Raw genomic sequence first — 24304 nt, 5'->3', positions numbered from 1 at the left:
GCATCACGCCCCCCGACCGCCCCGACGCACCGGGGCGGGACACGAAGGGGGGGGGGGACCTCCTGGTCCCCCCCCTCCTGTCGCGTCTCGTCGGGACGCGTCGCCCCCTGCGGCCTCGCGCTAGCGGGCCGCCCCCTTAGCCCGGTTGAGCAGGCCGATCACCAGGCTCACGACGAGCACGATGATGCCGATCCAGATGAGGATCTTCGCGGCCTCGATGGCGACGCCGAGGATGAGGAGCACGGCGCCGACGATGACCAGGATGAGCCAGAGAGGCATGTCGTCCCTTTCGTCCGTGTCCGGCCTGTATTGCCGGACCTCCTCAACACTGCCACGACGGTCCGCTGCTCGCTCGTCGAAACGGGGCTCGCCGTGCAGCGCGAGCCGGGTGGGACAATGGAGCGCGTGACTGCACCCGCTCCTGCCCTCAGCACGACGACCGACCGCCCCGACCTGGGGACCGGTCCGCTCGTGGCGCCGCTGCGGATCGGCCCGATCGTCGTCCGGACCCCGGTGGTCCTCGCCCCGATGGCCGGCGTCACGAACCGCGCGTTCCGCACGCTGTGCCGCGAGGCCGGCGCGTCCGGCGGCGACGACCCCGGCCTCTACGTCGCCGAGATGGTCACGAGCCGCGCGCTCGTCGAGCGCAACCCCGAGGCGCTGCGCATCGTGACGTTCGGCGCCGACGAGACCCCTCGGTCCGCGCAGGTGTACGGCGTGGACCCGGCGACCGTCCGCGAGGCCGTGCGCATCATCGTCGCCGAGGACCGCGCCGACCACGTCGACCTGAACTTCGGCTGCCCGGTGCCCAAGGTCACGCGCAAGGGCGGGGGAGCGGCGCTGCCCTGGAAGCGCGACCTGTTCACCGCCATCGTGCAGGGCGCGGTCGAGGCCGCCCGCCCGTACGGGGTGCCCGTCACCGTGAAGATGCGCAAGGGCATCGACGACGACCACCTCACCTACCTCGAGGCGGGTCGCATCGCCGAGGGTCTGGGCGTCGCGGCGGTCGCGCTGCACGCCCGCACCGCCGCCGAGCACTACTCCGGCACGGCCGACTGGTCCGCGATCGCGCGTCTCAAGGAGGCCGTGACGAGCGTCCCGGTGCTCGGCAACGGCGACATCTGGTCGGCCGAGGACGCCGTCCGCATGGTCCGTGAGACCGGGTGCGACGGCGTCGTCGTCGGGCGCGGCTGCCAGGGCCGGCCCTGGCTGTTCGCCGACCTCGCCGCGGCGTTCGCGGGCCGCCCCGAGCGCGTGCGCCCGGGCCTGCGCGAGGTGGCGGGCACGATCTACCGCCACGGCGAGCTCATGATCGAGTACTTCGACGGCGACGAGGGCAAGGGCATGCGCGACCTGCGCAAGCACATGGCCTGGTACCTCAAGGGCTACGCCGTGGGCGGGGACGCGCGCCGCGCGCTCGCGATGGTCTCGACGCTCGCGGAGCTGCGCGCGCTGCTCGACGACCTCGACCAGGACGCCCCCTACCCCGGCGAGGCCGCCGAGGGCCAGCGCGGCCGGGCGGGTTCGCCCAAGACGCCGCACCTGCCCTACGGCTGGCTCGACTCGCGCGAGCTCGACGCCGAGCACGAGGAGCGGCTGCGTGAGGCCGAGCTGAGCGTCTCCGGCGGCTGACCGCAGCCTCCTCCGCCGGCTGAGCGCCGCCCCTCCGCCGACCACCCGAGCGCGGCCCTGCGCCGACGGGACGAGAAGCACGACGGCCGGGACCCCCGTGGGGGGTCCCGGCCGTCGTGGACGACGCGGCGGCGTCGGTCAGTGCGCGCGCAGCCAGACCGTCGTGTCCGACGGGACGCGGACCTGCGGGTCCGCGGAGCGGTCGGTCAGCACCGGGCCGGAGGCCACGAGGACCTCCGCGCCGTGCGGCAGCAGCACGGGCTCGGTGCCCAGGTTGGCCAGCACGACGACGTCGCGGTTGCGGAAGGCGACGACGTCCGCCGAGCCGGCGAACTCCTCGACCCACGCGAGCGTGCCCGCGCCGAGACGCTCCGCGCGACGCGTCGCGAGAGCCGTGCGGTACGTCTCGTACGTCGAGCCCTCGACGCCGCGCTGGACGTCCGCGGCGTAGCGGCCGTACGACTCCGGCTGGGGGAGCCACGTCTTCCCGGACGGCCCGAACCCGAAGCCCTCGGCGTCCGCGGTCCAGGGGAGCGGGATGCGGCAGCCGTCGCGACCCGCCTCGGCGCCCTGGGTGCGGAAGAAGGCCGGGTCCTCGCGGACGTCGTCGGGCAGGGCGGTGTGCTCGGGGAGGCCGAGCTCCTCGCCCTGATAGAGGTACGACGACCCCGGCAGGCCGAGCATGAGCAGCGACGCGGCACGGGCGCGGCCCAGGCCGAGCTCCTCGTCGGGCTGCGGGTCGTGGGCGAAGATGCCGTTGGGGCGCAGGCCCGGGTCGGCCAGGCCGAGGCGCGACGCGTGCCGCACGACGTCGTGGTTCGACAGGACCCACGTCGTGGGGGCGCCGACCTCGTCGTTCGCGTGCAGCGACGCCGCGATCACGGTGCGCAGCGGCGCGGCCGCCCACCCGGTGGTGAGGAACGAGAAGTTGAACGCCTGGTGCATCTCGTCTGGGCGGACGTAGCGCGCGAGGCGCGAGAGGGGCTCGACCCAGGCCTCGGCGACGAGGGCGCGGTCGCCGTCGTACTCGGCGAGCACGCGGTGCCACGCGCGGTAGATCTCGTGGACGCCGTCCTGGTCGAACATCGGGCCGGAGTTCCCGGCGCCCGTCGAGCCGTCCTCGGGGGCGCCCGGGTCGGTGCCCTCCTCGCCGGCCTCGGTGCCCTCGACCATCGAGACGGTGCCGTCCCAGTCGGGCAGCCCGTCGGCCTTGATCATGCCGTGCGCGACGTCGACGCGGAACCCGTCCACGCCCTTGTCGAGCCAGAAGCGCAGCACCTGCTCGAACTCCTCGCGCACCTCGGGGTTGTCCCACGCGAGGTCCGGCTGGGTCGAGTCGAAGAGGTGCAGGTACCACTGCCCGGGCGTCTCGCCCTCGGCGCCGGTCACGGGGCGCGCGTTCGCGCCGGCCGTCACGCGGGTCCACGCGGGGCCGCCGAAGATCGACTGCCAGTTGTTCGGGGGCAGCTCGCCGTGCTCGCCCTCGCCCTCGCGGAAGATGTAGCGCGCGCGCTCGGGGGAGCCCTCGGGCGACGCGAGCGCCGCCTGGAACCAGGCGTGCTGGTCCGACGTGTGGTTCGGGACGAGGTCGACGATGATGCGGATGCCGCGCGCGTGCGCCTGGGCGAGGAGCTCGTCGAAGTCGGCGAGCGTGCCGAACAGGGGGTCGACGTCGCGGTAGTCGGCGACGTCGTAGCCCGCGTCCTTCTGGGGCGAGCGGTAGAACGGGCTCAGCCAGACGGCGTCGACCCCGAGCTCGGCGAGGTGGTCGAGCTTCGAGGTGATGCCCGGCAGGTCGCCGACGCCGTCGCCGTCGCCGTCCGCGAAGGAGCGCGGGTAGACCTGGTAGATGACGGCGTCGCGCCACCACTCGGGGGCCTCGCCCGGCCCGGTGTGCACGAGCGCGCCCGTGCTGAAGGGTGCCGGGGCGGTGGCCGTGGCCAGTCCGGTGCTGGGCGCGGTGGCGGTCGGCGTCGAATCGATACGAGTCATCGAGCTGTCGGTCCTCACGTACGTGGTGCTGGGGTTTTCAGGGGATCTTCCGGTGATGATCACTCGGCTGGCGGAGCGGGGTGTCGCCGACCCTCCGTCGAGTGTAAGCGCTTGCGGTGCGGTGTCGACAAGGGCCGACGACCGCCCGCAGCGAGGTGGGTGGGTGCCGGTCTCAGGCGGTCGGCGAGCCCGCCGCGGCGACCGTGCTCGCGTCCGGGGCGGACGCCGCGCGGGCCGGTGCGGCCCCGGTCGAGTCGCGGACGATGAGCTCCGGCTGGAACAGGAGCTCCGTCCGCGGCGCCCGCTCGCCCGCGATCTCCGTGAGCAGCGCGCTCACGGCGGCGTGCGCCATGGCGCTCACGGGCTGGCGCACGGTGGTCAGCGGCGGGTCGGTGAAGGCGATGAGGGGCGAGTCGTCGTAGCCGAGCACCGAGACGTCCTGCGGCACGCGCAGGCCGCGCGAGCGCGCCGCGCGGATGGCGCCGAGCGCCATGAGGTCGGAGCCGCAGACGATCGCGGTGTGGCCCGAGTCGATGAGCTCGCCGCCCGCGGCCTGGCCGCCCTCGACCGTGTAGAGCGTCACGACGACGTGCTGCGCCGCCTCGGCCTCGTCGGCGACGAGCCCGTGCCGCACGAGCGACTCGGCGAAGCTCGCGAGCTTGCGCTGCGCCGGGACGAAGCGGTCCGGGCCGATCGCGAGGCCGACGCTGCGGTGCCCGAGGGAGACCAGGTGGCGCACGGACAGCTCGACGCTCGCGACGTCGTCGGGCGAGACGAACGGGGCGTCGATGCCCTCGGCGAAGCCGTTGACCAGGACGATCGGGATGCCCCGGCTGCGCAGGCGCTCGTAGCGCTCGTGGCTCGCCTGGGTGTCCGCGTGCAGGCCGGAGACGAAGACGATGCCGTCGACCGCGTGGTCCATGAGCATGTCGACGTAGTCGTCCTCCGTGGTCCCGCCCGGCGACTGCGTGCACAGCAGCGGCGTGTACCCGTGCTCGGACAGGAGCGACTCGATCGTCTGGGCGAACGCGGGGAAGACGGGGTTCGTCAGCTCCGGGACGACGAGGCCGACGAGGCCGGCGGAGCGGGTGCGCAGCGTCGACGGGCGCTCGTAGCCCAGCACGTCGAGCGCGGCGAGCACCGCCTGGCGGGTCTCGCTCGCGACGCCGGGCTTCCCGTTGAGGACGCGCGAGACCGTCGCCGTGGAGACGCCTGCCTGGGCGGCGAGATCACTGAGACGGGTGCGCACATGGGGCAGCGTAGGGGACACCGGACCTCCTCGTCCTGGTCGTCCGGTCGGCGAGCCGCGATCCTCCGGGCGGAGGCGCGCGGACCCGGCGACCGGAGGAGGCGGGTGGGCGCCGGTCGACGCCCTGTAAAGCGTTGCATGAAAGTTACCGCAACGACTTGCACCCGTGCCACCTCCCGCTCTACCGTCGTGCTCATCAGGGTCCGGCGCCGGTGCCAACGCCGGAGCGGGCCGCCCATCACGACACGCTTGGAGTGACCACTGATGCGACGGAGCATCCTTCTTGCCGCCGCGCTGACCACGACGCTGGCGCTGACCGCCTGCTCGTCCGGCGGCTCGGGCGACGAGACCACCGACGAGCCGAGCGCCGAGGGTTCGTCCGCCGGTGGCTCGCTGACCGTCTGGGTCGACGAGACCCGTCAGGACGCCGTGACCGCGGCGGCCGAGTCGTTCGAGACCGAGACGGGCACGACGGTCGACGTCGTGCTCAAGAACTTCGAGGACATCCGGGCGGACTTCCTCGCGCAGGTCCCGACGGGCGAGGGCCCCGACATCACCGTCGGCGCCCACGACTGGCTGGGCGAGCTCACGACGAACGGCGTCGTGGCGCCGCTCGAGCTCGGGGACAAGGCGGCCGAGTTCGAGGACGTCTCCATCGAGGCGTTCACGCAGGACGGCCAGGTCTACGGCCTGCCCTACGCGATCGAGAACATCGCCCTCATCCGCAACACCGCGCTCGCGCCGACCGCCCCCGCCACGTGGGACGAGGCCGTGGCCGCGGGCCAGGCCGCCGGGACGCAGTTCCCGATCCTGGTCCAGTCGGACGGCGACAAGGGTGACCCGTACACCCACTACCCGTTCCAGACGTCCTTCGGCGCTCCCGTCTTCGCGCAGAACGAGGACGGCAGCTACTCGTCCGAGCTCGCGATGGGCGGCCCCGAGGGCCAGGCGTTCGCGCAGTGGCTCGGCGCCCAGGGTGCGGCCGGCGTCCTCAGCCAGGACACCACCTACGACATCGCCGTCGAGGCGTTCAAGAACGGCCAGTCGCCGTTCATCGTGGGCGGTCCGTGGATGATCGACTCGTTCGAGGGCCTCGACCTGTCGATCGACCCGATCCCGACCGCGGGCGGCCAGCCCGCGCAGCCGTTCGTCGGCGTCCAGGGCTTCTACCTGAGCGCGGAGAGCGACAACGCGATCGTCGCGAACGACTTCCTCGTGAACTTCCTGTCCACCGAGGACGCGCAGCTCGCGCTGTACGAGGCGGGCAACCGTCCGCCGGCGCTGACCGCCGCCGCCGACACCGCGGCCGCCGACGACCCGATCGTCGCGGGCTTCCGCGCCGTGGGTGCCGAGGCCGTGCCGATGCCGTCGATCCCCGAGATGGCTTCCGTGTGGAGCTTCTGGGGCGTCACCGAGGCGGCGATCGTCGCCGGTGCCGACCCGGTCTCGAGCTGGGACAAGATGATCGCCGACATCCAGGGCGCGATCGACGCCTGATCCGGGTGCAGCCCGCCGCCGCGGTGCGCAGGGCTCCTGCGCACCGCGGCGGCGCGTCCCGCCCTCCGGCCCGGAACGGGCCGCGACGCAGCACGACGACACTCCAGAAGACGCAGCACCCCGCGCGTCCGACGACCTCGGAGGCCCCACGATGTCCGCCCCTCAGACCACGGCCGGCGACGAGCGCGTCGGCACCTCCGGAGCCGACGGCCCGCCGCCGCGGGACGCGCGCCGCCTGCGGGCCCGCGACGCGTCGCACGCGCGCGACTACGGGCCCGGGTTCTTCGTCAAGCTCGCCCTCATGGCGGTCGTGGACGCGCTCGGCGTGTACGTGGTCTGGTCCGCGTGGACGGCGGGCTCGTACGGCATCCTTGCCGCGACGCTCGCGATGCTCGTCGCGGCCAACTGGGTGTACTTCTCCAAGCGGTCCCTGCCGCTGAAGTACATCCTGCCCGGCCTGATCTTCCTGCTCGTCTACCAGATCTTCGTCGTCGGGTACACGGGCTACGTGGCGTTCACCAACTACGGCACGGGCCACAACTCGACGAAGGAGCAGGCGGTCTCCGCGCTGCTCATCCAGAACGAGCGCCGGGTCGAGGGCTCGGCGTCGTCCGCGCTGACCGTCGTCGAGGACGGCGACGCGCTCGGCTTCGCGGTCGTCACCGACGACGGCGAGGTCGAGGCCGGCACCGCCGAGCGGCCGCTGTCGGTCGTCGACGGCGCGACGGTCGAGGACGGCCGCGCGACCGAGGTCCCCGGCTACACGGTCCTGCCGCGCGACCAGGTGCTGCAGCGCCAGGCCGAGGTGACCGAGCTGCGCGTCCCCGTCTCGGACGACCCCGAGGACGGCTCGATCCGTACCACCGACGCGCGCACCGGCTACGTGTACACGTCCGCCCTCGAGTGGGACGCGGCGGCCGACACGATGACCGACACGACGACGGGCACGGTCTACACGCCGAACGACGAGGGCCAGTTCCAGGCGCCCGACGGCTCGACCCTCGCGGTCGGCTGGCGCGTCCCGGTCGGCCTCGACAACTTCGTCACCGCGTTCTCGGACGCCCGCTACGCCCAGCCGTTCGTCAAGATCCTGCTGTGGACGTTCGTGTTCGCGATCGGCTCGGTCGCCACGACGTTCCTGCTGGGCCTGTTCCTCGCGATCGTCTTCAACGACACGCGGATGCGCGGGCGCAAGGTCTACCGGACGCTGATGATCCTGCCGTACGCGATCCCCGGCTTCCTCGCGGCGCTGCTGTGGTCCGGGCTGCTCAACACGCGGTTCGGGTTCATCAACGAGGTGATCCTGGGCGGCGCGCACATCCCGTGGCTCACCGACCCCTGGCTGGCCAAGCTGTCCGTGCTCGGCGTGAACCTGTGGCTGGGCTTCCCGTACATGTTCCTCATCTGCACGGGCGCGCTGCAGTCGCTGCCGTCCGACGTCATGGAGGCCGCGAAGATCGACGGCGCCGGCCGCTGGACCACGTGGCGCGCGATCACGCTGCCGCTCCTGCTCATCTCGACGGCGCCGCTGCTCATCTCGTCGTTCGCCTTCAACTTCAACAACTTCACCCTGATCTACATGCTCACCGGGGGCGGGCCACGCTTCGCCGACGCGTCCGTACCGCTCGGCCACACGGACATCCTCATCTCGATGGTGTACTCGATCTCCGGCGTCGACGGCTCGGCGCAGAAGGACTTCGGGCTCGCGAGCGCCCTGTCGATCGTCATCTTCGTCATCGTGGGGACGATCTCGGCCATCGCCTTCCGCAGCACGCGCAAGTTCGAGGAGATCAGCTGACATGGCGACCACCCAGGCACCCCCCGTCGTCGGCGGCACGGCCGCCCCGGCGTCCCGGAACCGCATGCGCCCGGGGCGCTGGTTCTCCGAGCTGGGCTGGCGGCACGTCGTCGGCGTGATCGCCGTCGTCTACGCCGCGTTCCCGCTCGTGTACGTCCTGTCCGCGTCGCTGTCGGAGAACGGGACCCTCACCGGCTCCAACTCGCTCTTCTCCGACGTGAGCACCGCGAACTACGCCCAGCTCGGCACCACGATGTTCTGGACGTGGATGGGCAACACGCTCGTCATCGCGGTCGCGACGTCGGTCGGCACCGTGCTCATGGGCGCGGCGGCGGCGTACGCGTTCTCCCGGTTCCGCTTCAGCGGCCGGCGCGCCGGACTGACGTCCCTGCTGATCATCCAGATGTTCCCGCAGATGCTCGCGTTCGTCGCGATCTTCCTGCTGCTCATCTCGCTGGGGAACGTCGTGCCGGTCCTCGGCCTCAACAGCAAGATCGCGCTCGTCGCGGTGTACCTCGGCGGGGCCCTCGGCGTGAACACGTTCCTCATGTACGGGTTCTTCAACACCGTGCCGCGCGAGCTCGACGAGGCCGCGAAGATCGACGGTGCGACCCACACACAGATCTACTGGACGATCATCCTGCGCCTCGTCGCGCCGATCCTCGCCGTCGTCGCGCTGCTGTCGTTCATCAGCACGTTCGGCGAGTTCATCATCGCGCGCATCGTCCTGTCGTCCGAGAGCAACTGGACCCTCGCCGTCGGGCTGTACGGGTGGGTGTCGTCGCTCAAGGAGGCCAACTGGGGCCTCTTCACGGCCGGCGCCGTCATCTCGGCGCTGCCCGTGCTCGCCCTCTTCCTCTACCTGCAGAAGTACATCGTGGGCGGCCTCACGGCCGGCTCCGTGAAGGGCTGACCGCGTGCACGACGTCGTGACCCCCGTCCCGCACCACGACGGCTCGGCGCTGTACGTCCCCGAGGGCGTCCCCGCCCTCGGGGACACGGTCCCCGTCCGCGTGCGCGTGCCCCGGTCGGCCGGCGTGCGCGACGTGTGGCTGCGCACCGTGCGCGACGGCGAGCCGCGCCTCGCCCCGGCGCGCCTCGACCGCTCGGACGAGCACGAGCACTGGTACGTCGCCGAGGTGCTCGTGCACAACCCAGAGACCGGGTACCGGTTCTTCCTCGACGAGGGCGAGCGCGGCTACCGCTGGCTCAACGGCCGCGGGGTGTGGGACCGCGACGTGCCCGACGCCGCGGACTTCCGCCTCACCGTCCACGAGGGCGCGCCCGCGTGGATGCGCGACGGCGTCGTGTACCAGGTCTTCCCGGACCGGTTCGCGCGCTCGGCCGCGGCCGACGGGCGTCCGCTCCCCGAGTGGGCCGTCCCCGCGGCCTGGGACGAGGAGCCGCACGGCGCGGGGCCCGACGTCGGCACGCAGTACTACGGGGGCGACCTCGCCGGGGTCGAGGAGCGGCTCGACCACCTCGTGGCGCTCGGCGTCACGACCCTCTACACCACGCCTGTCTTCCCGGGGCGCTCCAACCACCGCTACGACGCGAGCACGTTCGACCACGTCGACCCGCTGCTCGGCGGCGACGCGGCGTACGCGTCGCTGATCCGCGCCGCGCACGCGCGCGGGCTGCGCGTCATGGGCGACCTCACGACGAACCACACGGGCGCCGGGCACGAGTGGTTCGCGCGGGCGCTCGCCGACCCGGGCGCGCCGGAGCGTGACTTCTACTACTGGACCGACGGCGAGCCCGGGTACGTGGGCTGGCTCGAGCACGCGTCGCTGCCGAAGCTGTCGTACGGGTCGGCCGAGCTCGGGGCGCGCATGATCGACGGGCCCGGGTCCGTCGTCGGGCGCTACCTGCGCGAGCCGTTCGGTCTCGACGGGTGGCGCATCGACGTCGCGAACATGACCGGCCGCTTCGGCGCCGAGGACCGCACGCTCGACGTCGCACGCCGCCTGCGCACGACGATGCGGAGCGTGAACCCGGAGGCCGCCCTCGTCGCCGAGCACTTCCACGACGCGTCCGGCGACCTCGCGGGCGACGGCTGGCACGCGAACATGAACTACTCGGCGTTCACGCGCCCGGCGTGGACCTGGCTGTCTCCCGCGCACTCGCCCGTGCCCTACCTCGGGCTGCCCGTGCGCACGCCGCGCCGGGCCGGACCGGCGGTCGTGGAGACGATGCGCGAGTTCGACGCCGTGCTGCCCTGGCGCGTGACCGCGTCGCAGTGGAACATGCTCGGCTCGCACGACACCCCGCGGCTGCGCTCGATCGTCGGCTCGCGCGAGATGGTCGAGGTCGCCGCGACGCTCCTGCTGACCTACCCCGGCACGCCCGTCGTCTTCGCGGGCGACGAGGTGGGGCTCACGGGCCTCAACGGGGAGCACGCGCGCGCGACGATGCCGTGGGACGACGCGGGCTCGGGCCACGGGCGCTGGGACGGCGCGACGTTCGACCTGTACCGGGCGCTGATCGCGGTGCGCCGCGGCTCCGACGCGCTGCGTCACGGCGGCCTGCGCTGGGTGCACGTCGCCGACGACGCCCTCGTCTACCTCCGGGAGACGCCCGAGGAGCGCGTCCTCGTCGCGCTCGCGCGCGCGCCGTGGGGCGGCGTCACGCTGCACCCCGCGCTCGTGGGGCGCGGGGAGCCCGAGCGGCTGCACGGCGCGCTGGACCTCGCCCCGCGCGACGGCGGCGCGCGGCTCTCGGGCGACGGCCCGGCCGTCGGGGTGTGGCGGCTGCCCTAGCCGAACAGGTGCGCGACCGCGCGCACCGCGTCGTCGTACTGCGCGCGGTCGAACGTGAACGGCCCGAGCGCGGAGTAGTCCCACTCGGGGCGGAACGGCTGCGTGAGGTCGCGCCACGTGACGGTGGTCGCGTCGGCGGACACGGCCACCTCGAACGGCCAGCAGCCCGCCTCGTGGCAGTCGCACGCGAGCACCCACGCCCGACCGCCCGCGGGCACGCGCCCGCGGCCGTACCACTGGTGCGCGGCGTCGCCGTAGCGGAAGAACGCGGGGACCAGCCCGCCGTACGCGCCCGCGGGGGAGTACCCGCGCGCCGACTCGAACCGTCCGACGACGTCCACGAGCGACCGGCCGTCCACGTACGGGACGACCTCGACCAGGCCGTCGACGGTGACGGCCCGCAGCTCGAGCGCACGCGCTGCACCCATACGCGGGAGGGTACGCCCGTGACGGCGCGCACGCCGTCCGCCACGTCGTGACCGGCGTCGTTACGCTGGGGCCCGTGCAGACGTTCGAGCAGCAGGCGTTCGACCCCGCGGTCGTGGGGACCGGCCCGCGCCCGGCGCGCGGCGAGGAGGGCACGGCGTCGTACTCCGACGCCGACACCGAGCGGTGGTTCGTCGAGTCCGCGAAGTCCCGGGCCCGCACACCGTTCGAGCGCGACCGCGCGCGCATCGTGCACTCGTCGGCGCTGCGCCGCCTCGGCGCCAAGACGCAGGTGCTCGGGCCGGGCAGCGACGACTTCGTCCGCACCCGGCTCACGCACACGCTCGAGGTCGCCCAGGTGGGCCGCGAGATCGGCAAGGCGCTCGGCTGCGACCCGGACATCGTCGACACAGCGTGCCTCGCGCACGACCTCGGGCACCCGCCGTTCGGGCACAACGGCGAGCGGGCGCTCGCGGACCTCGCGGTCGACGTCGGCGGGTTCGAGGGCAACGCGCAGACGCTGCGCCTCCTCACGCGGCTCGAGCCCAAGGTCGTGGAGGACGGCCGGTCGTACGGGCTCAACCTCACGCGCGCGAGCCTCGACGCGAGCGTCAAGTACCCGTGGGGCGCGGGGGAGGCGCCGCTGCGCGCGGACGGCCGGCCCACCCACAAGTTCGGCGTCTACGAGGACGACCGCCCGGTGTTCGACTGGCTGCGCGCCGGGGCGCCCGCCCAGGTGAAGTGCCTCGAGGCGCAGGTCATGGACCTCGCGGACGACGTGTCGTACTCCGTGCACGACGTCGAGGACGCCGTCGTCGGCGGGCGCATCGAGCTCGCCGTGCTCGACGACCCCGACGAGCGTGCGCGCGTCGTGCGCGCCGTCCACTCCTGGTACGGCACCGCGTACGACGAGGCGGCGCTCGACGCCGCGATCACGCGGCTCCAGGGCACCGGGCACCTGGTGACCGGGTTCGACGGGTCACGTCGCGCGCTCGCCGCGCTCAAGGACGCGACGAGCCAGCTCATCGGCCGGTTCACGGGCGCGGCCCAGGACGCGACGCGCGCGCTGTTCGGGGACGGCCCGCTCACGCGGTACGCGGCGCGGCTCGTCGTGCCGGACGAGACGGTCGCCGAGATCCTCGTGCTCAAGGGCGTCGCGGTCGCGTACGTCATGGCGCCGCGCGAGCAGGAGCCGCTCTACCAGCGCCAGCGCGAGGTGATCGCCGACCTGGTGCACGTCCTGGGCGAGCGCGCGCCCGTCGCGCTCGAGCCGTCGTTCGCGGCGGACTGGGAGGCGGCGCCCGACGACGCCGCCCGCCTGCGCGTGGTGATCGACCAGGTCGCGTCGCTCACCGACGTCTCCGCGATGCAGCTCCACGCGCGGCTCGTGCGCCCGCCCGCCTGACCGACGGGCGCACGGGCCGGGTCAGCCGCGCTCCGCGACCCACGCGTCGCTCGCGCGCTGCACGTCCTCGGCCGTGACGGAGTCCGCGACGGTCGCGAAGTACCAGCGGTGCCCGAACGGGTCGCGCACCGCCGCCTGGCGGAACCCCTCGAACCAGTCCGACGGCTCCGCGAGGCTCGACGCGCCGGCTGCGAGCGCCCGCGCGTACGCCGCGTCGGTGTCCTCGACCGGGACGGTGAACGACGCGTGCGTCGGTGCGCCGGGCTCCGGCGCGACCGAGTCCGGCGGGAACGCCTCCGCGACGGTGAACGTGCTGGTCCCCGCCGGGGAGACGAGCCGCAGGTCGGAGTGGATGACGGCGTCGCCCGCCGTGATCGTGTCGACCACCTCGGCGCCGAGCGCGGCCTCGTAGAACGCGATCGCCTCGCGCGCGCCGCTCACCGTGACGTTGGGGTGCAGTGCCGATATCTCCATGGTGTCCTCCTCCTCGTGGTTCCCCGCCCTCCGGGGACGGGCCGTCCCCCCATGCTGGTGTCGGCGGGCCGTGCCAGTCTTGGAGGAATGCGACAGGTGTTCGAACCCGCCGGTCCCGGTGCCCCCGTGGGGCCCCGGCGCCCGACGACGTCCGTCCGCGGTCTCGTCGACCCGGCAGCCGCGCGCCGCGGCTTCGAGCTCGTGCGCGTCGAGCCCGCCCCCGACCTCGCGGACCTGGTGGAGCGGCACTGGGTCGTGCGGTGGGACCTCCCGCCCGGCGCGGCGTTCACGCAGGTCCTCGTGCCCCACCCGGTCGCGAACGTCGTCGCCGAGGAGTCGGGGTACGTCGCGCACGGGATCCCACCCGGCCTGTTCGAGCGCACGCTGACCGGGTCGGGCGCCGTCGTCGGCACCAAGCTCCGGCCGGGCGCCTTCCGGGTGCTGCTCGGCCACCCGGACGCCGTGCGTCCCGGCGTGCAGGTCCCGGCCGCGGCGCTGCTCGGCCCGACGGCGGAGCGCACCGGCGCCGCGGGGCTCGCCCTCGCGGTCGCGGGCCGCGACGAGGAGGCCGCGCGGACGGTCGAGCCGCTGCTGCGCGCCCGGGCCGAGCGGGTCCGCACACCCCGTGCGACGCGCGACCTCGACCGGGTCGCGCAGGCGTTCGCCGCGCTCGTCGGCGGCGAGCTCGGGCCGGGGGCGGGCGTCGGGGACCTCGCGGACGTCGTCGTCACGTCCGCGCGCTCGCTCCAGCGTCTGTTCGCCGCGTCCGTCGGCGTGAGCCCCAAGTGGGTGCTCCAGCGGCACCGCGTGCACCTCGCCGCGGACCTCCTTGCGGCGGACCCGGGCCAGGACCTCGCGGCGCTCGCGACCGCCGTCGGCTACTACGACCAGGCCCACCTCGGGGCGGACTTCGCGCGTGCGACCGGTGTCACCCCGGGCGCGTACGCGCGCCGCTGCGCGGCGTCGCGCGCGGCCCTCGTGGGGGCGACGGCGGGGACCGGGACGGAGGTGACGGACGCCGCCGCCGGGGCACCCGCCGGGCCGGTCCGGGGCGCATAGACTCGCCTCGTGGCAGGCCTGATTCGACGCGAGGACGTGGAAGCCGTCCGCGACCGCGCGCGGATCGACGAGATCGTCTCCGCGCACGTCACGCTCAAGACCGCCGGCGTCGGCTCGCTCAAGGGTCTGTGCCCGTTCCACGACGAGCGCTCGCCGTCGTTCCACGTGCGCCCCGGTGTCGGGCGCTGGCACTGCTTCGGCTGCGGCGAGGGCGGCGACGTCATCTCGTTCGTGCAGAAGATCGACGGCCTGACCTTCGTCGAGGCCGTCGAGTACCTCGCGGACCGCATCGGCATCCAGCTGCGCTACGAGGACTCCGGCGGCCCGCAGCGCCCGCGCGAGGAGCCCGGCCGCCGCCAGAGGCTGCTGGAGGCGCACCGCGTCGCCGCCCAGTACTTCTCCGAGCAGCTCTTCGCCCCGGGCGCCCAGGCCGCGCGCGCGTTCCTCGCCGAGCGCAGCTTCGAGCGGGCCGACGCCGAGCACTTCGGCGTCGGGTACGCGCCCACCGGCTGGGACAACCTCCAGCGCCACCTCCAGGGCCGCGGCTTCACGCAGGCGGAGCTCGTCGCCTCCGGCCTCATGAGCCAGGGCCAGCGCGGCATCTACGACCGGTTCCGCGGCCGCCTCATGTGGCCCATCCGCGACGTGACGGGCGAGATCATCGGGTTCGGCGCCCGCCGCCTCTACGACGAGGACCAGGGCCCCAAGTACCTCAACACCCCCGAGACCACGCTCTACAAGAAGTCGCACGTGCTCTACGGCATCGACCTCGCCAAGCGCGAGATCGCGAAGCAGAAGCGCGTCGTCGTCGTCGAGGGGTACACGGACGTCATGGCCGCGCACCTGTCCGGCGTGACGACGGCCGTCGCGACGTGCGGCACGGCGTTCGGCTCGGACCACGCGCGCATCGTCCGGCGCCTCCTCGGCGACACGACCGCGGGCGGCGGCATGCAGCTCGCGTCGGGCGCGTCCGTCGGGGGAGAGGTCGTCTTCACGTTCGACGGCGACGCCGCGGGCCAGAAGGCGGCCGTGCGGGCGTTCGGCGAGGACCAGCGCTTCTACGCCCAGACGTTCGTCGCCGTCGAGCCGAGCGGCATGGACCCCTGCGAGCTGCGCATGGCGCGGGGGCCGGACGCGGTGCGCGCGCTCGTCGACGGCCGCCAGCCGCTCTTCGAGTTCGTCATCCGGACCACGCTCGCGTCGTTCGACCTCGACACGGCCGAGGGGCGCGTCGGCGCCCTGCGCGCCGCCGCGCCGGTCGTCGCCGGCATCCGCGACACCGCGCTGCGGCCCGAGTACGCGCGCATGCTCGCCGGCTGGATCGGCACCGACGCGGAGCGCGTCCGGCGCGAGGTCGCCGCGGCCGCCAAGCGCGGCAGCGCACCCGGGCCCGTCCGGACCACGCGGTCCGACGACGCCCGCCCCGGTGCGGAGTCCCGCGCACCCGAGCCCGAGGTCCCCGCGCTGCCCCTGCCCGACCCCCGCGACCCCGTCGCGCGCCGGGAACGTCTCGCGCTCGCCGCCGTCCTCCAGTACCCCCAGCACGTGCCGCCGATGTTCGACGACCTGGGCGAGGACGCGTTCGCCGTCCCGGCCTGGCGCGCGGTCCACGCTGCGATCCGCGCCGCGGGCGGCGTGCGCGAGGGCAGGTCGCTCGGCGCCGGGCACTGGGTCGAGGCCGTCGTCGAGCAGGCCGCCGAGCCCGTGCGCGGCCTCGTGACCGAGCTCGCCGTCGTACCCCTGCCCGAGGACCGGGAGAACGTCGTCGGCGGCTACGTCGCGGGGGTCGTGCGCGGCCTCGTCGACCTGGGCCTCACCCGCCGCGTCGCCGACGCCAAGAGCCGGCTCCAGCGCCTCGACCCGTCGGTCGACCTCGCCGCGTACCAGGAGGCGTTCGCCGCCCTCCTCGCCGTCGAGGCCGAGCGCCGCACGCTGCGCGAGGGCGAGATCGCCTGACCCGGCGGCCTCGGTCGGTCCGGGTCGGCCTCCGTGGACGGAGGCGTTCGGAGACGCCCGCCCCGCGCAAGCGGCGCGGACGCGGCGACGGGTGCTCGGAGAGGTCGGACGCTCCCGCGCCGGACGGAGTCCGTCCCGGAGACGCAAAAGGTTCGGCCCCGGACCGCTGTGCGATCCGGGGCCGAACCTGAGGGCTCCCGCGGTAGGACTTGAACCTACGACCGTCCGATTACACGTCTGCGCAGGTCATCACGGGTCCGTGGTGCTCGCACGAAGCGGCTGGTCAGGCGGCATGAGCGCGAGCGGTTGCCGCAGGCATCAGGTACATCCGTGCCATGAATGACACCTGGCGAGAGTTCACAACGGAGTACCTCACCTCGATGCGCGCGGCCGGCCGCCGTCCCAAGACCGTCCGCCTGCACCAGCACTACCTGCGCCGGTTGGCGACGTTCACGCCGTCGCCGCGCACCGTCACGCTGCAGGTGCTCGAGCGCGCCCTCGCTCGTCCGGACTGGGCTCCCGAGACCCGGAAGTCCGCCCGCTCCGTGTTCGTCGGCTTCTGCCGGTGGATGCACGGCATGGGCTACATCGAGCACGACCCGGCCCGCATGCTGCGCCCGGTCCGCGTGCCCGAGGGCGTGCCGAGGCCCATCCCCGAGGACGTGCTCGAGCGCGCGCTCGGCCGCGCCGACCGCCGCGAGCGCCTGATCCTCCTGCTCGGCGCGCACGGCGGTCTCCGCGCGGGCGAGATCGCGCTCGTGCACACCGAGGACCTGTCCGGCGACCTGCTCTACGTGACGGGCAAGGGCGGCAAGACGCGCATCGTCCCGCTGGTCGACGACGAGCTCGTCACGGCGATCCGAGCCGCGCGCGGCTGGCTGTTCCCGGGCCGCACCGACGGGCACCTCTCCTCCGGCCACGTCAGCGTGCTGATGTCCCGCCTTCTGCCCGACCACTGGACCACCCACACGCTCCGGCACCGGGCGGGCACGCGAGCCTACGGCGGCACGCGCGACATCCTCGCGGTCGGGAAGTTCCTCGGGCACTCCAAGCCCGAGACCACCATGCGCTACGTCCAGCTCCCGCCCGACGCCCTGCGTGCCGTCGCCCGAGCCGCCGCGTAGACCGAACCGCTCCACAACAGAATCGGCCCCGGCCGAGTGCTACCAACACTCGGCCGGGGCCTCACCACCGAGAGATTGGGCTCTCCATGGCTACCGGCCACGCTATCAGCGCACCCCCGACACCGGCGGTGCGGATCAACGCTCACGCGCCCCTGTGGCGCATCGTCGACGCCCTCGCCGCCTCCGGGTGGGGCGAGCTGCGCGACGCCCCCCAGTCCGTGAGGACGTACCTCCTCGCGCTCGCCCGCGTCGCCGACGCGCGCACCGGGATCGCGGAGACGACCGACGCCCAGACCGCCGAGCGCGCCGGCGTCTCCGTGCGCACCGTGGCCCGCGCACGCACGTGGCTGACCGAGCGCGGCATCGTCGTCCAGGTCCGCCGCGGCGCCCGCCAGGGCCTGCACGGCGTCGCGTCCCTCCTCGCGGTCACGAAGCGCGCCCTCGTCGACCTCCTGCCCCGCGCCCGCGCCGCGAAGGACGCGCGCACCCGGGCGCACGCCGCCCGCGAGGGAGGGGCCACTCGGCCCGCCCCCAACATGACACCACGACGCCCCTTCCCCTCCTTCAGGAGGAAGACGGGCGCACCCCGCTGGGGTGTGCGTCCCGCGCCGTCATCCGTGCAGCAGCAGCTGCGCGACGAGGCGGCGCACGCCGCCGCCTCCCCGCCGTCCTCGGCCTCGATCGCCGCCGTCCGGGCGGCCATCGCCCTCGCGCGCCGCTGAGCCACCCAGCGAAGGGAACCGTCATGACCACCCAGCCCCACCCCGACTTCGCCGCCCGCGCGGCCGAGCTCGACGACGAGCGCGAGGCCATCAACGCGGCCGTCGCCGCGAGCGCCCGCCAGATCGACTTCACGGACGGCGAGCAGATCGACGCGCTCATGCGGCGCATGGCCGAGCACGACGCCGCCGTCGAGGCGCTGCGCGACCGCTACTACCCCCGCGCGCACCGCCTCGTGATCGTCGATGGCAAGGCGATCACCGTCAGCCCCACCGGCCGCAGCCTGCGGACGGTCTGGACCCGCACCGCCGACACCGCCCGCGACTGACCCGTTCCTCATGAGCCACCAGGAGATTGTCATGACGACCACCACCCTCGCCGCGAGCGCCAAGCTCGCCGGTCCGACGGCGCCCGTGACGCGCGGCGCGCGCATCAACCCGGACACCGTCCCCGCGCTCGTGACCGCGATGCTCGCGACGACCGCGCTTGTCGGGTTCTCGTTCACGCTCTCGTTCGCCGGCCTGTCCGCGATCGCCCCGTGGGCCGCGGTCCCGGTCGCGCTCGCGCCGCTCGTGCCACTCTTCATCGACGGCGCGATCCTCGTCTACACCTACAGCGCGCTGGCGGCCCGGGCGCGGCACGAGAGCACCGTCCGGCCCTGGACCTGGGTCGCACTGTGGACGGCGGTGTCCGCGGCCGCGAACGGCGCGCACGCGTGGGCCTACGGCCCGGGCGGCTGGCAGGGCGTGGCCGGCGTCGTGCTCGCGGTGCTGTTCCCGATCGGGTCAGCGCTCGGCACGCACGAGATCGCCGACCGGATGATCGCCCGCCCGAACGCCGCGACGACGACGGACGCGGACACCACGACGGACGCCGCGAGCGCCGGACAGACGGGCACGGACGTCTCACTGGTCGTGCTCGCGGTCATGGACACCCCGGCCACGGACACCACCAGCCCGAGCGCGCTGCCCCCGGCCGTCGACGTCGAGACGCTCGCCGCGGTGCCCGGCGCCGTCACGGTCGTCCTCGCCACCGAGCGCACGTCCGAGCTGCACCACGCGGACACCGCGCCGACGGACGCCAGGACGGACAGCGGACGTCAGCACGCCGGGCGGACGACGCGGGCGGTGCCGCGTGGACGGGTCGCCGAGCGTCACGAGGAGATCGTCCGTCTCGCCCTGACGACGGACATGTCCGGACGGGAGATCGCCGCGACGACCGGGCTCGACAAGACGGGCGTCTGCCGGGTCGTCCGCGAGGTCCGCGCCGGACAGACGGACACCACGCGCCGGGTGAAGTCCGGACAGCCCGCCTTCGACCTGGTGCCGGACGCCGTAGGCTCCCCGGCATGAAGGTCGTGCGGGGGGCAGCAGTCGTGGTCGGGCTCGTGCTGGCGACGGCCGCGTGCGGCGGACAGAACGACCCGGGGTTCGCGACGGACACGACGCCGTCCGCGTCCACGACGGTGTCCGCCGAGCCGGAGCCGACCGAGGACACCGTCGAGCCGGAGCCCACGGACACCGCGGAAGGCGCGGCGGACCTCGACGATCTGACGATCGACGACCTCGTGTCGATCAACGGAGACGCGACGCTCGCGCTCGACGACGCCCTGGCGACGCATGGACCGGAGGCGGTCTACGTAGCGCGCACGAAGGTCGGGAACCCGGCACTGTTCCTCGGCGAGGAACAGCTCGCGGAGGTCACCAACGCGCAGGTGCTCGAGGCCGGGACGACCGTGTGCAGGGAGATCGGCGCGGGCCGGACGCTCGACGAGATCTTCATGGAGATGTACGAGGCCGCCGGCGCGAACGCCGAGCAGGACTCCATGAACGTGTTCGGCGACTTCGTGTGGTCGATGATCCTCAACGCGCCCGACACGCTGTGCCCTGAGCATGCGCAGGTCAAGGCCGACTGGGAGGCGAGCCTGCACTAGCGACGGCCCAGCGCCGGACCTGCGCCCGGGCGACCGGCGTCGTGTGGACGTGCCAGCTCGACACGTCGCGGCAACCCTCCGCCACGAGCGCTCCACACAGGGGGCACGTCCACAGCGTGTGCCAGAACGGCTCGACGCACCCGCAGCGGACGAAGCCCTCGCCAGGGCGGCCGCGGTGCAGATCCCACGCGGCCGCGCACGCAGGGCACTGGCGCGGTGGGACCCTGAGCCACCGGCCCCGCCGGACCTCTACCCACCCGGGCCAGCGCGTCTCGTCCACCCGACTATGCTCGCACCGAATCGAACACACGTTCGAGTGCGCGGCGAGGGTCTGCCGGTGCGCGACGTCGCGACGATCATGGGCATCAGCCCGCAGGGCGTCTCCGTGCTCGACCCGACCGCCGGACGCCGCGCGTCCTGACAGGTTTCACCCGAGACTCCGTCGCGTCCGCACGGCAGAATCAGTCCGCATGAGCGAGCTTCCCGAGGACGATCGCCAGACGATGATCCGGTGCTTCGTCGACACGGTCGAGGACCTGCGTTCGCGCGTGCGTCTCACCGCGTCGTACTACGACCTGATGCAGGCGAGCGGCCTGCTGCGTCGGCTACTGGTCGACGGCAAGGCACTCGGACCCCGCGCGAGCGCACACCTGCAGCAGCGGCCGGTGTTCACCTGGTACCCGATCGCCGGGTCGGATGGACGAAGGACGACGCTCACGCTCTACTCGGACCCGAAGGTCGCAGAGGCGTTGCTGATCGAGGGCGGGATCGCCCGGCCGGGCGCGAAGGCCACCCGCGGCACGATGGAAGAGTTCTTGTCGCTGCACGTAACCGGGGCAGTAGCTGATTCGGGCCCGGTGATCCACACCGTGAGAGACCTCATCTCGCAGCTCGCGAACGACGAGGGCGGCGTCCATGTGGGCATGGCTCGCGTGCGGCACCAGCTGATCAGCGAAGGGCTCGTCGATTCACCACGGCAGATCGAGCTGGCCGTCCTCGCCCTAGGGCGAATCGTCGTGGCGGGGTACGAGCCGCTCGTCCTCAAGGCGCTCGAGCTTGACCCCGACTACGGGCTTAGCTCACAGGGCGCATGACGAAGAGCGCCCCCGCCCGGCCGAAGCCGAGCGGGGGCGCTAACGAGGTTGCGCTACCCGACCACGGGCAGGGACGGCGGCCCGGGCACGAAGAACGGTGCGGTCACCGCGCTGTCGCCGTCGCCGTCGACCCGCAGCTGCCATGCGTAAGCCTGGCCCGCGGGGACGGGGATCCCGTTGCCGAAGTCGATCACGAGGCCGACTCGCCCCGGAATCGAGGCCGGGAAAGTAGGGAACCCCTGGACCGCTGGTTTCTCGATCTTGACGGCTTGGCCGATGCGGAGGCTCTGCGGCACGCCGCCGACGGAAGATTGAGGTTGTCCCGGGAGTGGCACCGGCGCGCCAGACTCGTCGGTGAGCGTGAGCTCAATCACGAAATCCTGAGGGCAGTACTGCGAATCGAGCTCGACCTGCGCGATCACGGAGAACCTGGTGGTCGTGCCCTGGGTGAACTCGTACCCGATCGCCTGGATGCCGCCACCGATCACGTTGAGCTTGCCACCGGCGTCGTTGTTGGCGAAGTCCGCGAGAATGAGCGTCAATGCCGCGTTCTCAGAGACGACGCTCATGCGTGCATCCCAGCGAGCGGCGCGACGTGCGCGGCAGCCACCGGGACAGGTGCCACCACGGGGCGTCGCGACGGGAGCGCCGAGACGGGGGACCGGAAATCTACAACTGCGCGTCGGTAAGCACCCCGTGCCCGTGCGAACGGCCGCGGAGTGAGCATTGCACCAGTGTCGAGGAGCTCTACTACGTCGTCGACCGGAACCGACTGCTCCCGAAGGCTCTCGCGAACGAGCTGCTGCGTGCTGGCGAGATCGTCGGCCACGGCAGAGAAGCCGGGCAGGTCGTCCGACTCAGCCCACCAAGTTCCCTCTTCGTGGTGGTATACAACCGTTGCCACCATTGTTCCGCTCCCTCTAGTAGATGAGTGCCAGCGCCTCGTCCTCGGTGAGGCCTACGTCCTTGCACAGGATCTTCCGCACCATGCCGGGTGGCACTGTCACACCGTCATGGTAAGCGAAGACGAGCGTCGGCCTACCCTCAGCAACAAGCACTCTGTGGGAGCCATTCCGACGCGCGACTGTGTACTCCAGCGGCTTCCTCCCGAGCAGGCGCTCCAGCGCGCCCGACTTCATCGATGGGAACTGGGCCACGGGCGAGACACTCCCATGGTTGTGCTGAGGGCGCAAGGGTGAAGTCGTGGACGTCCGCGGTCACACCTGGTTCACGCCCAACGCTGGAACCTCGCGCCCGTCGCGCACGACGGAGAGCTGGGCCGGGACTTCACGGCCGCCGGCGACGAACCCGAGTCCGGCGCCGGGCGGGACCGGGGCCTCGCCCCAGTCGATGGGGAACGCGCGCGACCAGGTCGCCATGACCGCGCCGTCGTCCTGCACGGCGTCCCACGTGAGCTCGACGTCGTCGGCCGTCCAGTCGAACGAGAGCCGGGAGTAGTAGCCGCGGGCGTCGTCGACGTCGAGGTTGGCGATGTTCCACGTGCCGGACGCGAGGCCGCCTGCCTGGGCGAATGGGGACGCGTTCAGGCTCGGGACGTGCCACATGGTGTTCGTGCCGTCGTCGGCGCACACGCTGTGCGAGTCGCCGCCGACCGCGACCAGGCGCGCGCGGATCTCGGGGTGCTCGTCGAGGAACGCGTCGATGATGGCGACCTCGTCGAGGTAGTTCCCCCAGCGCCCGTTGCCGATCCGGTTGGAGTACAGCGGGAAAGAGGGGAACCACACGATGAGCGGCTCGGTCGCGGCGAGCAGGGTCTGGAAGAACCAGGTGCGCTGCTCGATGCCCCACATGGACTTGCCCGGCGTGGCGTCCGTCGACGGCGTGGTCAGGGCCTGGTCGCGCATCGTCCACTGGTCGGTGTCGACGAACCGCACGCCGCGGTGGACCCACGTCTGGTAGGTCGCGCGCGGGTGGGGGAAGTCGGTGCCGAACAGCTCGCGGAACGCGGCCGGGGCGAAGGCGCCGATCGGGGACTCGCGCCACGTGAGCGACCCGCCCCAGTCGTGGTTGTCCCACCGCCACGTCAGGGGCGTGGACGCGATGAACGCGCGCATCCTGGGGGTCGACAGGGCGAGGTCGACGCCCGCGCGCCAGGTCGGCTCGTCCTGGGTGTCGCGGTAGTGCAGGTCGCCCTGGTGGACGAAGAACGCCGCGCCCTCGGCGCGCATCTGGTCGAACACCAGCGGGTCGGAGTTGTTCGCCTGGCACGAGCCGGTGAGCACGACGAACGGCGCGCGCTCCGGGGTCAGGGTCGTCCCGCGCGCGGTCGCGAGCACCTGCCCGGCCGAGATGAGCTCGACGTCGTAGACCTGCCCGGCCGTCAGCCCGTCGACCTTCACCGACACCCACCCCGACGGCGGGGGCACGACGGGGGACATCGTGACCGGTGTCCCGCTGCCGACGGGCCGCGCGACGGCGGTGATCGTCGCGGCGTCGGTCGTCTTGGCGCCCACCCGCAGAGAGTTGAAGGTCTGCTGGGTGATCGTGGCGTAGGACGCCGTCGGTGGCGGAGTCGCGCCGCCCGGCGCGGCCGGGACGACGAGCTGCACGCCCATGCCGTTGCTCGATGCGTTGAGGTAGGTCGCGTTCACCTCGGACGTCAGCCCGACGGCGGACGCGTCGGAGAAGTGGGCCGCGACGGTCTCCGACCCGGCGGTCTGCCGGGAGAAGAACCAGCGCGCGAGCCCGGACGAGGAGACGTCGGTCTCTTTCTCGTTCGCCGAGCTCGCCTCGAACAGCAGCCCGAGCACGAGCGCGCCCGCCTCGGGCACGCTCACGGCCTCGGCCTTGATCTGGTTCGAGGACCCTGCCCGCTTCCACACCGGTCCGACCGTGAGGGACGCGGGCGAGGACGTCGTGCGGATCGCCATCGTCGCGACGTGGACCGACGTCGGCGACGAGATCTCGAACACGAACGCCTGCGTCGCCGACGCGCACACCGCCGCGAACACGTAGGCGATGCGCGTCCCGAACGACTGCCGCCCGAGCACGGTGTGCACGCCCGCGGGCGGGGTGATCGTCGTCGCCGACGGGTCTGCGCCCGTCACGGCGAACACGAGCAGGTCGCCCGCGGCCGCCCCGGGCGGTGGTGTGACCGTCACGGAGGTCGCGGACAGGAGCGCGGTCGCGCCCCACGCGCGCCGCTGCGGAGCTACGAGCGCCATG

23 protein-coding genes are annotated in these 24304 nt (G+C 73.2%); 14 read left to right on the top strand and 9 right to left on the bottom strand.

Annotated elements, in window-relative coordinates; all coding sequences use genetic code 11:
- Positions 1-120: 120 nt before the first annotated feature.
- On the bottom strand, positions 121-279 hold the full coding sequence (locus AC3WT4_RS02765; protein ID WP_021483859.1) for a hypothetical protein: 159 nt from the start codon (positions 277-279) through the stop codon (positions 121-123).
- Between the two features lie 117 nt (positions 280-396).
- On the opposite strand from AC3WT4_RS02765, the gene dusB reads away from it, so the two are divergent.
- Positions 397-1632, top strand: coding sequence for a tRNA dihydrouridine synthase DusB (gene dusB / locus AC3WT4_RS02760; RefSeq protein ID WP_492314651.1), 1236 nt, complete (start codon positions 397-399; stop codon positions 1630-1632).
- 138 nt (positions 1633-1770) lie between these two features.
- On the opposite strand, the gene AC3WT4_RS02755 is transcribed toward dusB, so the two are convergent.
- Both AC3WT4_RS02755 and AC3WT4_RS02750 read right to left on the bottom strand, forming a co-directional pair.
- Entirely contained in the window at positions 1771-3624 is a 1854-nt protein-coding gene (locus tag AC3WT4_RS02755) for a glycoside hydrolase family 13 protein (protein WP_492314650.1), read from the bottom strand.
- Positions 3625-3796: 172 nt separating this feature from the next.
- Positions 3797-4873: a LacI family DNA-binding transcriptional regulator gene (locus AC3WT4_RS02750; RefSeq protein WP_257418613.1), complete on the bottom strand. Its 1077-nt coding sequence runs from the start codon at positions 4871-4873 to the stop codon at positions 3797-3799.
- Between the two features lie 264 nt (positions 4874-5137).
- On the opposite strand from AC3WT4_RS02750, the gene AC3WT4_RS02745 reads away from it, so the two are divergent.
- The 4 genes from AC3WT4_RS02745 (at position 5138) to AC3WT4_RS02730 (ending at position 10927) form a co-directional block, all read left to right on the top strand.
- Positions 5138-6370, top strand: coding sequence for a sugar ABC transporter substrate-binding protein (locus AC3WT4_RS02745; RefSeq protein ID WP_074809726.1), 1233 nt, complete (start codon positions 5138-5140; stop codon positions 6368-6370).
- 151 nt (positions 6371-6521) lie between these two features.
- A complete protein-coding gene (locus tag AC3WT4_RS02740) occupies positions 6522-8168 on the top strand; it encodes an ABC transporter permease subunit (RefSeq protein ID WP_074809725.1) in 1647 nt (548 codons plus the stop codon).
- A 1-nt stretch (position 8169) separates the two neighbouring features.
- On the top strand, positions 8170-9081 hold the full coding sequence (locus AC3WT4_RS02735; protein ID WP_074809724.1) for a sugar ABC transporter permease: 912 nt from the start codon (positions 8170-8172) through the stop codon (positions 9079-9081).
- A 4-nt stretch (positions 9082-9085) separates the two neighbouring features.
- On the top strand, positions 9086-10927 hold the full coding sequence (locus AC3WT4_RS02730) for a glycoside hydrolase family 13 protein (protein ID WP_492314649.1): 1842 nt from the start codon (positions 9086-9088) through the stop codon (positions 10925-10927).
- On the opposite strand, the gene AC3WT4_RS02725 is transcribed toward AC3WT4_RS02730, so the two are convergent.
- Positions 10924-11355, bottom strand: a complete 432-nt coding sequence (locus AC3WT4_RS02725; protein WP_074809723.1) for a hypothetical protein — start codon at positions 11353-11355, stop codon at positions 10924-10926. The genes AC3WT4_RS02730 and AC3WT4_RS02725 overlap by 4 nt on opposite strands.
- Positions 11356-11468: 113 nt before the next feature.
- Here AC3WT4_RS02725 and AC3WT4_RS02720 point away from each other — a divergent pair, with 113 nt between their 5' ends.
- Positions 11469-12758 carry a deoxyguanosinetriphosphate triphosphohydrolase gene (locus tag AC3WT4_RS02720; RefSeq protein WP_074809906.1) on the top strand — a complete coding sequence of 430 codons (1290 nt, stop codon included), beginning with the start codon at positions 11469-11471 and terminating at the stop codon, positions 12756-12758.
- A gap of 21 nt (positions 12759-12779) precedes the next feature.
- On the opposite strand, the gene AC3WT4_RS02715 is transcribed toward AC3WT4_RS02720, so the two are convergent.
- Positions 12780-13232 carry a VOC family protein gene (locus tag AC3WT4_RS02715; protein ID WP_492314648.1) on the bottom strand — a complete coding sequence of 151 codons (453 nt, stop codon included), beginning with the start codon at positions 13230-13232 and terminating at the stop codon, positions 12780-12782.
- Between the two features lie 96 nt (positions 13233-13328).
- Between AC3WT4_RS02715 and AC3WT4_RS02710 the strand changes: the two genes are divergently transcribed.
- The 8 genes from AC3WT4_RS02710 to AC3WT4_RS02675 all read left to right on the top strand — a co-directional run bounded on the left by AC3WT4_RS02710 (position 13329) and on the right by AC3WT4_RS02675 (position 21118).
- Positions 13329-14291, top strand: coding sequence for an AraC family transcriptional regulator (locus tag AC3WT4_RS02710; protein WP_492314647.1), 963 nt, complete (start codon positions 13329-13331; stop codon positions 14289-14291).
- A 9-nt stretch (positions 14292-14300) separates the two neighbouring features.
- The gene (gene dnaG, locus AC3WT4_RS02705; protein ID WP_492314646.1) at positions 14301-16247 is read left to right on the top strand and encodes a DNA primase; all 1947 of its coding nucleotides are present in this window, start codon (positions 14301-14303) and stop codon (positions 16245-16247) included.
- Positions 16248-16582: 335 nt separating this feature from the next.
- Positions 16583-17371, top strand: coding sequence for a tyrosine-type recombinase/integrase (locus tag AC3WT4_RS02700; protein ID WP_257419180.1), 789 nt, complete (start codon positions 16583-16585; stop codon positions 17369-17371).
- A gap of 128 nt (positions 17372-17499) precedes the next feature.
- Complete coding sequence (locus AC3WT4_RS02695; protein WP_492314645.1) at positions 17500-18093, top strand: hypothetical protein; 594 nt, start codon at positions 17500-17502, stop codon at positions 18091-18093.
- A 23-nt stretch (positions 18094-18116) separates the two neighbouring features.
- Entirely contained in the window at positions 18117-18419 is a 303-nt protein-coding gene (locus AC3WT4_RS02690; RefSeq protein ID WP_492314644.1) for a hypothetical protein, read from the top strand.
- Positions 18420-18450: 31 nt separating this feature from the next.
- Complete coding sequence (locus tag AC3WT4_RS02685) at positions 18451-19443, top strand: DUF2637 domain-containing protein (RefSeq protein WP_492314643.1); 993 nt, start codon at positions 18451-18453, stop codon at positions 19441-19443.
- Positions 19440-20024, top strand: a complete 585-nt coding sequence (locus tag AC3WT4_RS02680; RefSeq protein ID WP_492314642.1) for a hypothetical protein — start codon at positions 19440-19442, stop codon at positions 20022-20024. Before AC3WT4_RS02685 ends, AC3WT4_RS02680 begins: the two co-directional genes overlap by 4 nt.
- 470 nt (positions 20025-20494) lie before the next feature.
- Positions 20495-21118: a hypothetical protein gene (locus AC3WT4_RS02675; protein WP_492314641.1), complete on the top strand. Its 624-nt coding sequence runs from the start codon at positions 20495-20497 to the stop codon at positions 21116-21118.
- A 53-nt stretch (positions 21119-21171) separates the two neighbouring features.
- On the opposite strand, the gene AC3WT4_RS02670 is transcribed toward AC3WT4_RS02675, so the two are convergent.
- Genes AC3WT4_RS02670 through AC3WT4_RS02655 form a run of 4 tightly spaced genes read right to left on the bottom strand, consistent with a single transcriptional unit; the run spans position 21172 to position 24303 of the window.
- Positions 21172-21687, bottom strand: a complete 516-nt coding sequence (locus AC3WT4_RS02670) for a hypothetical protein (protein ID WP_492314640.1) — start codon at positions 21685-21687, stop codon at positions 21172-21174.
- Complete coding sequence (locus tag AC3WT4_RS02665) at positions 21684-22025, bottom strand: type II toxin-antitoxin system HicB family antitoxin (protein ID WP_492314639.1); 342 nt, start codon at positions 22023-22025, stop codon at positions 21684-21686. The genes AC3WT4_RS02670 and AC3WT4_RS02665 overlap by 4 nt, the downstream gene beginning before the upstream one ends.
- A 13-nt stretch (positions 22026-22038) precedes the next feature.
- Positions 22039-22275, bottom strand: a complete 237-nt coding sequence (locus AC3WT4_RS02660; RefSeq protein ID WP_492314638.1) for a type II toxin-antitoxin system HicA family toxin — start codon at positions 22273-22275, stop codon at positions 22039-22041.
- 60 nt (positions 22276-22335) lie between these two features.
- The gene (locus AC3WT4_RS02655; RefSeq protein WP_492314637.1) at positions 22336-24303 is read right to left on the bottom strand and encodes a metallophosphoesterase family protein; all 1968 of its coding nucleotides are present in this window, start codon (positions 24301-24303) and stop codon (positions 22336-22338) included.
- Position 24304: the final 1 nt, after the last annotated feature.

The organism is Cellulosimicrobium sp. EB106-03-01-XG111 (assembly GCF_058792115.1).
This window is presented reverse-complemented; position numbering and strand designations above follow the sequence as displayed.

Coding starts and splice junctions, on each gene's coding strand:
- AC3WT4_RS02765 (WP_021483859.1), bottom strand. CDS start 279: ATGCCTCTCTGGCTCATCCTGGTCATCGTCGGCGCCGTGCTCCTCATC.
- dusB (WP_492314651.1), top strand. CDS start 397: ATGGAGCGCGTGACTGCACCCGCTCCTGCCCTCAGCACGACGACCGAC.
- AC3WT4_RS02755 (WP_492314650.1), bottom strand. CDS start 3,624: ATGACTCGTATCGATTCGACGCCGACCGCCACCGCGCCCAGCACCGGA.
- AC3WT4_RS02745 (WP_074809726.1), top strand. CDS start 5,138: ATGCGACGGAGCATCCTTCTTGCCGCCGCGCTGACCACGACGCTGGCG.
- AC3WT4_RS02740 (WP_074809725.1), top strand. CDS start 6,522: ATGTCCGCCCCTCAGACCACGGCCGGCGACGAGCGCGTCGGCACCTCC.
- AC3WT4_RS02735 (WP_074809724.1), top strand. CDS start 8,170: ATGGCGACCACCCAGGCACCCCCCGTCGTCGGCGGCACGGCCGCCCCG.
- AC3WT4_RS02725 (WP_074809723.1), bottom strand. CDS start 11,355: ATGGGTGCAGCGCGTGCGCTCGAGCTGCGGGCCGTCACCGTCGACGGC.
- AC3WT4_RS02715 (WP_492314648.1), bottom strand. CDS start 13,232: ATGGAGATATCGGCACTGCACCCCAACGTCACGGTGAGCGGCGCGCGC.
- AC3WT4_RS02700 (WP_257419180.1), top strand. CDS start 16,583: ATGAATGACACCTGGCGAGAGTTCACAACGGAGTACCTCACCTCGATG.
- AC3WT4_RS02690 (WP_492314644.1), top strand. CDS start 18,117: ATGACCACCCAGCCCCACCCCGACTTCGCCGCCCGCGCGGCCGAGCTC.
- AC3WT4_RS02685 (WP_492314643.1), top strand. CDS start 18,451: ATGACGACCACCACCCTCGCCGCGAGCGCCAAGCTCGCCGGTCCGACG.
- AC3WT4_RS02680 (WP_492314642.1), top strand. CDS start 19,440: ATGAAGGTCGTGCGGGGGGCAGCAGTCGTGGTCGGGCTCGTGCTGGCG.
- AC3WT4_RS02675 (WP_492314641.1), top strand. CDS start 20,495: ATGAGCGAGCTTCCCGAGGACGATCGCCAGACGATGATCCGGTGCTTC.
- AC3WT4_RS02670 (WP_492314640.1), bottom strand. CDS start 21,687: ATGAGCGTCGTCTCTGAGAACGCGGCATTGACGCTCATTCTCGCGGAC.
- AC3WT4_RS02665 (WP_492314639.1), bottom strand. CDS start 22,025: ATGGTGGCAACGGTTGTATACCACCACGAAGAGGGAACTTGGTGGGCT.
- AC3WT4_RS02655 (WP_492314637.1), bottom strand. CDS start 24,303: ATGGCGCTCGTAGCTCCGCAGCGGCGCGCGTGGGGCGCGACCGCGCTC.